This window comes from Coprococcus intestinalis, from assembly GCF_023656595.1.
Classification (GTDB): Bacteria; Bacillota; Clostridia; order Lachnospirales; family Lachnospiraceae; genus Coprococcus_A; species Coprococcus_A intestinihominis.
On record NZ_JAMOKJ010000021.1, the window covers coordinates 42,759 to 49,878 of the forward strand.

At 40.3% G+C, this 7,120-nt stretch carries 5 protein-coding genes and 1 riboswitch; of the genes, 4 read left to right on the plus strand and 1 reads right to left on the minus strand.

Translation table 11 applies throughout. The features are described from left to right. The 4 genes from NBH03_RS13765 to NBH03_RS13780 all read left to right on the plus strand — a co-directional run bounded on the left by NBH03_RS13765 (position 1) and on the right by NBH03_RS13780 (position 6,148). On the plus strand, positions 1–1,482 hold the full coding sequence (locus NBH03_RS13765; RefSeq protein WP_250799911.1) for a CotH kinase family protein: 1,482 nt from the start codon (positions 1–3) through the stop codon (positions 1,480–1,482). An 87-nt stretch (positions 1,483–1,569) separates the two neighbouring features. Beyond that, positions 1,570–3,660: a hypothetical protein gene (locus NBH03_RS13770; protein ID WP_250799912.1), complete on the plus strand. Its 2,091-nt coding sequence runs from the start codon at positions 1,570–1,572 to the stop codon at positions 3,658–3,660. Beyond that, positions 3,657–4,748 (plus strand): HEAT repeat domain-containing protein, encoded by a 1,092-nt coding sequence (locus NBH03_RS13775; RefSeq protein WP_250799913.1) that lies wholly within the window; start codon positions 3,657–3,659, stop codon positions 4,746–4,748. The genes NBH03_RS13770 and NBH03_RS13775 overlap by 4 nt, the downstream gene beginning before the upstream one ends. Further along, the gene (locus tag NBH03_RS13780) at positions 4,745–6,148 is read left to right on the plus strand and encodes a glycosyltransferase family 2 protein (protein WP_250799914.1); all 1,404 of its coding nucleotides are present in this window, start codon (positions 4,745–4,747) and stop codon (positions 6,146–6,148) included. The genes NBH03_RS13775 and NBH03_RS13780 overlap by 4 nt, the downstream gene beginning before the upstream one ends. Positions 6,149–6,400: 252 nt before the next feature. Here NBH03_RS13780 and NBH03_RS13785 read toward each other — a convergent pair whose 3' ends face one another. Next, positions 6,401–6,739 (minus strand): IS66 family transposase, encoded by a 339-nt coding sequence (locus NBH03_RS13785; protein ID WP_250799915.1) that lies wholly within the window; start codon positions 6,737–6,739, stop codon positions 6,401–6,403. A gap of 192 nt (positions 6,740–6,931) precedes the next feature. Then, positions 6,932–7,007: riboswitch (cyclic di-GMP riboswitch) on the plus strand. Positions 7,008–7,120: the final 113 nt, after the last annotated feature.

The following is a 7,120-nucleotide window of genomic DNA, read 5'->3' on the forward strand; positions in this document are numbered from 1 at the left end:
ATGAAATATAAAATAATAGGATTTACATGCTGCTTTGCGGTTATCCTGATTGCTGTTTTTGCGCCACTGCTTTATCGGGACTATCAAAAAACAGAGAGAATTCACCAGCATGAACAGGAAATTCCCCAGGAACCATGTACGGATCCTGCGGATGGCGGTCTGTGTACATATCTTCCGATTGTCAAAATTGATACAGATGGGGTGGTAATCCCGGGAAGATCCATTAAGGATGATGGAAACAACCGCATTTATACACGTGCTGCTGATGGGGAAACTACAATTGCTGCTCAGATGGATATAATCGGAAATGACAGCAAAGAGTACCATCATGCAAATGAAACGGCAGATGTATCTTCTGCAATCCGCATACGAGTGAGAGGTAATTCCTCAAGAGAGTTTGATAAGCCAAGCTATGCCATCAGACTTGTAGATAAAAAAGGGGAAAACAATCCGCTTTCCATTATGGGAATGGATGCGCACCATGAATGGGTATTATACGGCCCCTGGCTTGATAAAACAGCCATACGAAATTATATGTTTTACAATCTTGCCGGAGAAATGATGTCTTATGCGCCAAATGTAAGATTCTGCGAAGTAATCCTTAATGGTGAATATGAAGGTCTATATGTAATGACTGAAACGATAACCGGCGGAAAAGATGGCGCCAGACTGGGACTTCGTGTAAATGCCAAGCAAAGCACATTTTCCGGATACCTGCTTCGCCTGGATCATCAGCATGCGGGCGAAGAAGCTTTAAACAGCTTTACAACGTATACCTACAAAACCCCCTTCCAGCTGCAGATAGAATATCCCGGAAGCAGGAACAGGGATGCCAGACTGACAGAAGAAATCCGGCAGGATTTTTCAAATTTTGAAAAAACTCTGTATTCATATGATTATGACAGGGAAAAATATGGCTACACTTCTATGATAGATGTGGACAGCTTTGTAGATTACTTTATAATCAATGAGCTTTCCAGTAATGCAGATGCCGGAAACTATTCCACTTATATTTATAAGGGAACAGATAATCTGTTTCATATGTGTGTATGGGATTTTAATAATGCCTGCAATAACTATTTCGAGGAGGAACTTCCTTATACCGGATTTTTCCTGAACAACCGATTATGGTTTGAAATGCTGATCAAAGATGAGGATTTTACTGAACGGGTCATCCAGCGATATCATTCCTTGCGAAAAGGTCTGTTAAGTGAGGAATCACTTTATCGTTATATTGATGAAACCCTTGATTTTATCGCACCAGCTCTTGCAAGAAACGATGCACGATGGGGAAGTGTGGAACAGCAGGCAAAGGGACTTCTGGTTCCGGCATCGAGAAATTTGGACAGTAGATCTGCCGCTGAAGGACAGTTAAAAGGTTACTTGCGAAACAGAGGAAAATGGCTGGATGAAAATATTGAGACTTTGCGTCAGTATTCAGCATCCTCCCGTGTAAAGCAGTATAATGAGGTTAATGATTAAAATATGAAACGATTTATTATCAGTATATCTGCCATCATTCTGCTTCTATTTATTGGATTTATAGCTGTGTTTTATGGCGGATTTTATATGGACTCAGACTGGGACAATCATGTAAACACATTTGTCCGGACTGAGAATAAAGAGATACTTATAAAGGACAAAGATAAGTGGAAACCATTTGAAGTCAGAGGAATTGACATGGGAAGCGGTATTCCTGGTGAATGGTCTACAGATTATGCGATCACCAAAGAAACCTATCTGCGCTGGTTTCAGCTGATCCAGGAAGCAGGAGCAAATACGCTGAGAGTCTATTCTGTCCAGAATCCGTCTTTTTATAAAGCGTTCTATGAATACAATTCCCAACATGAGGAGCCGTTATACTTACTTCAGGGAATCTGGGTAAATGATTATATACAAAACTCCCGAGTGGATGCATATGCCGATTCCTTTGCAGGAAAGCTTCTGGATAATTGCCTGGTCACTGTAGATGTGATCCATGGAAAACGACTTATCATCAATAATGATGCAGATACAAGTGCAGGGCTTTATTTACACGATGTCTCGAAATGGGTGCTGGGATATATTATCGGAAATGGATGGGAAGATACAACAGTTGCATATACAGATGAGAAATATCCGGATATGGAACCTTATAAAGGAACCTATCTTACTGCTTCAAAGGATGCCTCTGCCTTTGAATCCCTGCTTGCAGAAATAGGTGACAGGATGCTACACTATGAATCAACAAGATATGATGAGCAGCGTCTGATCTCCTTTTCCAGTGGAAATGCAACAGATCCCTTTGATTATCCTAAAGAGATTGCAGAATATTTCCGAAAATGTGCCCGGATCGACACAGAACATATAACTGCAACTGATAAATTTATATCAGGTCAGTTTGCCAGCTACAGTGCATCTCCATATGATCAGGATTACTTTTCCTGTATGGAATACACAACATGGAACAGCTTGTCTGATAAAAAGATTGACTTTAGTGACTGTATCACTCCTGACGGAAAGCGGAATACTTATCGGGCATATTTAAGACTTTTAAACGAACATCATACAATGCCGGTTTTGGCTGTTGAATTTGGTGCAGCCACAGGACGAGGTGAGATTCAGGAGAATCAGGTGACCAGCAGAGGACTTGGATACTATTCTGAAAAAGAACAAGGAAAGATTCTGGTAGATTGTTATGAAGACATTATGGCTGCCGGACTTTCCGGAGGCTGTGTCTATTCCTGGCAGGATGAATGGTTCAAGCGTACCTGGAATACCATGTATGCTGTAGATTTAAGCCGTAATATTTACTGGGAAGATGCTCAGACAAATGACCAGCATTTTGGCTTGCTGGCATTTGACTGTGGGAAAAAAGAAAGTGTTTGTTACGTGGACGGGGATACTTCCGAATGGACGGATAAAGATATGGTGATCCAATATGAAGACGGCTCTTTCATCAGTGTGAAGTATGATGCCTCCGATGTTTATTTATATCTCCATAAAAAGGACTTTGATCTGGAAAATGACACGCTGTATGTTCCGGTTGATACGACCCCTAAAACAGGCAGTACCCGTATGGAAAATTGTACAGCAGAATTTGAAAGACCTGCAGATTTTGTACTGATCTTAAATGGAAAAGATAATACTCGTCTGTTGGTTCAGGATCGGTATAATCCCATTCATGCCAATTATGAGGAAGATATTACAGGAGAAGATCCTTATATTGATCCACCAGCCAGGGACAGCGCTGTATTCGAAAATATCAGCATGGTATTACGGGATGTTATTGGTCAGTATCAGGATGCTGCCACACCGTTAAAAACCTTTGAAAGTGGAAAGTTGTATTATGGTAATGGAAATCCATCTGCATCTGATTATGATTCCAGGGCAGATTTTATCTGTAACGGAGATGATGTGGAAATTAGAATCCCATGGCAGCTGCTGAATTTTTCTGATCCGTCCCGAATGCAGATCCATGATGATTATTATGACGGAAATTATGGCATTGAAGCAGTAGGGATCAAAGAGATGTTTATAGGTTTTGGCGGAGAAGGAAATACAATCGAGATGGGAGGCCTTAAACTGAAAGGATGGGAGAATACAGTATCCTACCATGAAAGATTAAAAGAAGCATACCAGGTTCTGAAGACATACTGGACAGGAAAGGAATACGAATGATAGCACAGCTTGTGATTGTTTTTTATTTTATTGTCTGTGTGGAGATTATCATTTTTAACTGCTTTACAGAGATAATTTCAAGATATCGTTCCTGTGTTCTGAAAAGGAGGGAACAACGATATTGCGAAGAATACAGACATTTGTTTTTAGAAAATATAACGGAAAATAAAAAGCAGGAAAAAAGGTTGGTTAAAGAGCTTCATTCAACCAGTAGACTTCTGACGTTCAGTGAAGCATTATCTAAAGTTGAAAACAGTATGCCGGAACAATTCCAGCAGGGAATAGCATCTGTAAGTCGGCTGATGGAAGAACTGATACCGGTTTATAAAAGAAAATCGGATATGGAAAAGGCCTGCTTGGCTTATGTATTTGCCATATTTCATATGACGAAATTCCAGGCTAAGGAAATTGTTTTCCCATTTCTTTTTGACCTGCTTGGAAATAAAAGTCTCTATTGCAGGGAGAATGCTTTGCGGGCATTATACAGTTCAGAAGATATACACGCGGTTATGCAGGCATTGACATTTCTGGATGCAAATGAGCAGCTGCTTCCGCATAAAAAAATACTTGCAGATGGACTTCTTTCCTTCGATAAAAAAGAAGAACTGATACCACTCCTTTGGAAAAAAATGAGTGAATTTCATCCAAGGATGCAGGTAAGCTTGTTGGATTATATTCGATATGCATCGTCAAACTGGAAGGATGAAATGCTGTCTATGTTGGAAACAAGCCAGGATATGGAAATTCAAATCGCATGTGTCCGCTATTTTGGCAGATATCAGGATGAAAGAAGCGTTTCTTTTTTGCTTCATCACGCCGAAGAAGAAAAGGAAGGGGTCTGGGAATTGCAGAATGCCTGTATTTCTGCTCTTGCTGTGTATCCCGGACCGCAGACACTGGAAATCTTGAAAAAAGGGACTTCCAGTAAAAACTGGTATGTCCGTCATAATGCTGCAAAAAGCCTTGCAGTTCTGAATACAGATAGGGATGCATTAGCTGATATTTTACAGGGAAATGACCGCTACGCAAAAGAAATGTTAGAGTACCAGCTGGATGCAGTAAAAGCACAAAGGAGGGCGGGTTTATGACCGATGCATTTCGTTTTTTTCTGGAATGTATCAATCTGTTTTTTATTATATACCTGATTGGATATTCCAGCTTTTTGTTTTTGTCGGTTGTAGCAGGCGCAATTGAGCTGTACAGATCATACCGCCTTGAACAGCTGCACAATAAACTGTGGCAAAGCTATTACATACCGGTTTCCATTCTTGTTCCGGCTTATAACGAAGAGGTTACGGTGAAGGATACAGTCACTTCACTTCTCAACCTGGATTATAAACTATATGAAATTATAGTAATAGATGATGGTTCTAAAGACAAAACATCTCAGGTTCTGATCGATGTATTTCATATGGAGCGAGTGGAACGCCCGATCCGTCATCTGATCCAATGCCAGCCTGAGGAAGAGGTTTATGAATGCCCGAACCAGAAAGTGCCCATTACTTTGATTCGCAAGAAGAATGGCGGAAAAGCAGATAGCTTAAATGCCGGAATCAATGCAGCCAGGTATCCTTGGTTTATCTGTATGGATGCGGACTCTATTTTACAGCATGATTCGCTGGAGAAAATCGTTCGCCCGGTTCTGGAGGACGAAAATGTAATAGCCGTTGGTGGAAGTGTCCGCCCAGCCAATGGTGTTGTCATAAAAAAAGGTCATGTGATAAAATACAGGCTACCCAGAAATATAATAGCAAGAATGCAATCCCTGGAATATGCCCGTTCTTTTCTGGCAGCACGTATCCTGCTGGATAAAATCAATGCAAACATGATCATATCCGGAGCTTTTGGATTGTTTGAGAAAAAAACAGTGATTGCCGTAGGCGGATATGACAACAGTACAATGGGCGAGGATATGGAACTGGTAGTCAGACTTCATGAATTCAGCCGCATAAATCGTAAGCCATATAAGATTCATTTTGCCCAGGATGCCATCTGCTGGTCGCAGACTCCGGAAAAATTAAGTGAATTGGGCAAGCAACGGAAAAGATGGCAGAGAGGATTGTTCCAGTGTATGTGGGGACACCGTAAAATGCTGGCAAACCCACGGTACGGAGCTGTAGGACTTTTATCCTATCTTTATTTTCTGCTTTACGAATTATTGTCACCATTTATTGAACTTTTGGGTGTACTTACAATGGTTTTATCTGTGATGATGGATATGCTGAATGTGAAATTTATGCTGGTATTTCTTGCCTGCTATGCCCTGTATGGTATTTTACTCACATTAACTGCATATTTTTCAAGAATCTATACCATTGACCAGAGGGTTTCTTTTCGAGAACTGATCCTTGCTATTACTGCTTGTTTTTTTGAAACAACTTTTCTCCGCTTTTATCTGGAATTTGTCCGTGTGACTGCATTTGTGGGATACAAGAAGAACAAACTGAACTGGGGTAAACTGGAAAGAAAGAAAATGAACAGAATATAGTTTTATTACTATATAAACAGGGCATTTTAGAGCAGATAAAGTTCTATTTGATAACAAAATGATAACACGAGAGATTTTGGCATTATTTATTCGGAATCTTGTGGTTATCAGGTAATATGTGTGAACCAACAAAAAGGTCTTACTGAATTGAGTGAAATCAATTTGGTAAGGCCTTTTTCGTTGGTTTTTTATTTGTCGTTTTTTGGATGTAAACGGTAGAACCTAAGTACCTTGAAAAATATTCATATGGTTTCAGATGGTTTGCCTTCGAAATACACGCAGATACCGATCCTGGTTCAGGGCATAGGTAAATGCTTCCTTTATTTTGACGCTTTTTGATACCCTGTCTGAACTCTGTTTCAGGTACGCAAAGAAAGCATCCACCAGTGGTTTTACCACCAGCTGACGCTTGGCAGTCTGTTCATCTGATGAAAGACCGGAAAGCTTTCCTTCCTCCCGGTAGATCGCACGAATCTGGTTCATGATGAGGTACAAAACAGACTGTTTCCTCAGAACTTTCGGTATGACTTCCAGTGCCTCATGGAACTTGCGCCTGCAATGTCTGATGGAAAGTCTTACAGGTGCCATCATGGTGATTATAACGAGCAGGCCCTTTTGGTGTTTGCGGACACTTTGACTGGGTATCTTCAAGAATGCATAGATAATGGCAATAAACCGGCTACGATCTGCAAAAAAGAAAGAACCTGTATTGTTTTTCTTGTGTGCAGTAGAGCACTATAGTATAATAAAACTAGTTTTTTTGCATAAGATTAAAAGTTTAAATAGGATGATCGGCAAACCAGATGAAAGTCTGGGACGCAAAGCTACAGGGCCTGTAAAATGGCAGCCCCTTGAATGAAAAACTAAAACCCAACTGAAAATACGTCTAATAATCAAAATTCTGTTCTGAGGTCAAATAAAGCCCTAATAATGGATGTTCAAATTCAAATATCATGCTATAATTAAGGCATT

Bases quoted from the DNA above. Each gene is read 5' to 3' on its own strand.
- NBH03_RS13765 (WP_250799911.1), top strand. From the start codon at position 1: ATGAAATATAAAATAATAGGATTTACATGCTGCTTTGCGGTTATCCTG.
- NBH03_RS13770 (WP_250799912.1), top strand. From the start codon at position 1,570: ATGGACTCAGACTGGGACAATCATGTAAACACATTTGTCCGGACTGAG.
- NBH03_RS13775 (WP_250799913.1), top strand. From the start codon at position 3,657: ATGATAGCACAGCTTGTGATTGTTTTTTATTTTATTGTCTGTGTGGAG.
- NBH03_RS13780 (WP_250799914.1), top strand. From the start codon at position 4,745: ATGACCGATGCATTTCGTTTTTTTCTGGAATGTATCAATCTGTTTTTT.
- NBH03_RS13785 (WP_250799915.1), bottom strand. From the start codon at position 6,739: ATGATGGCACCTGTAAGACTTTCCATCAGACATTGCAGGCGCAAGTTC.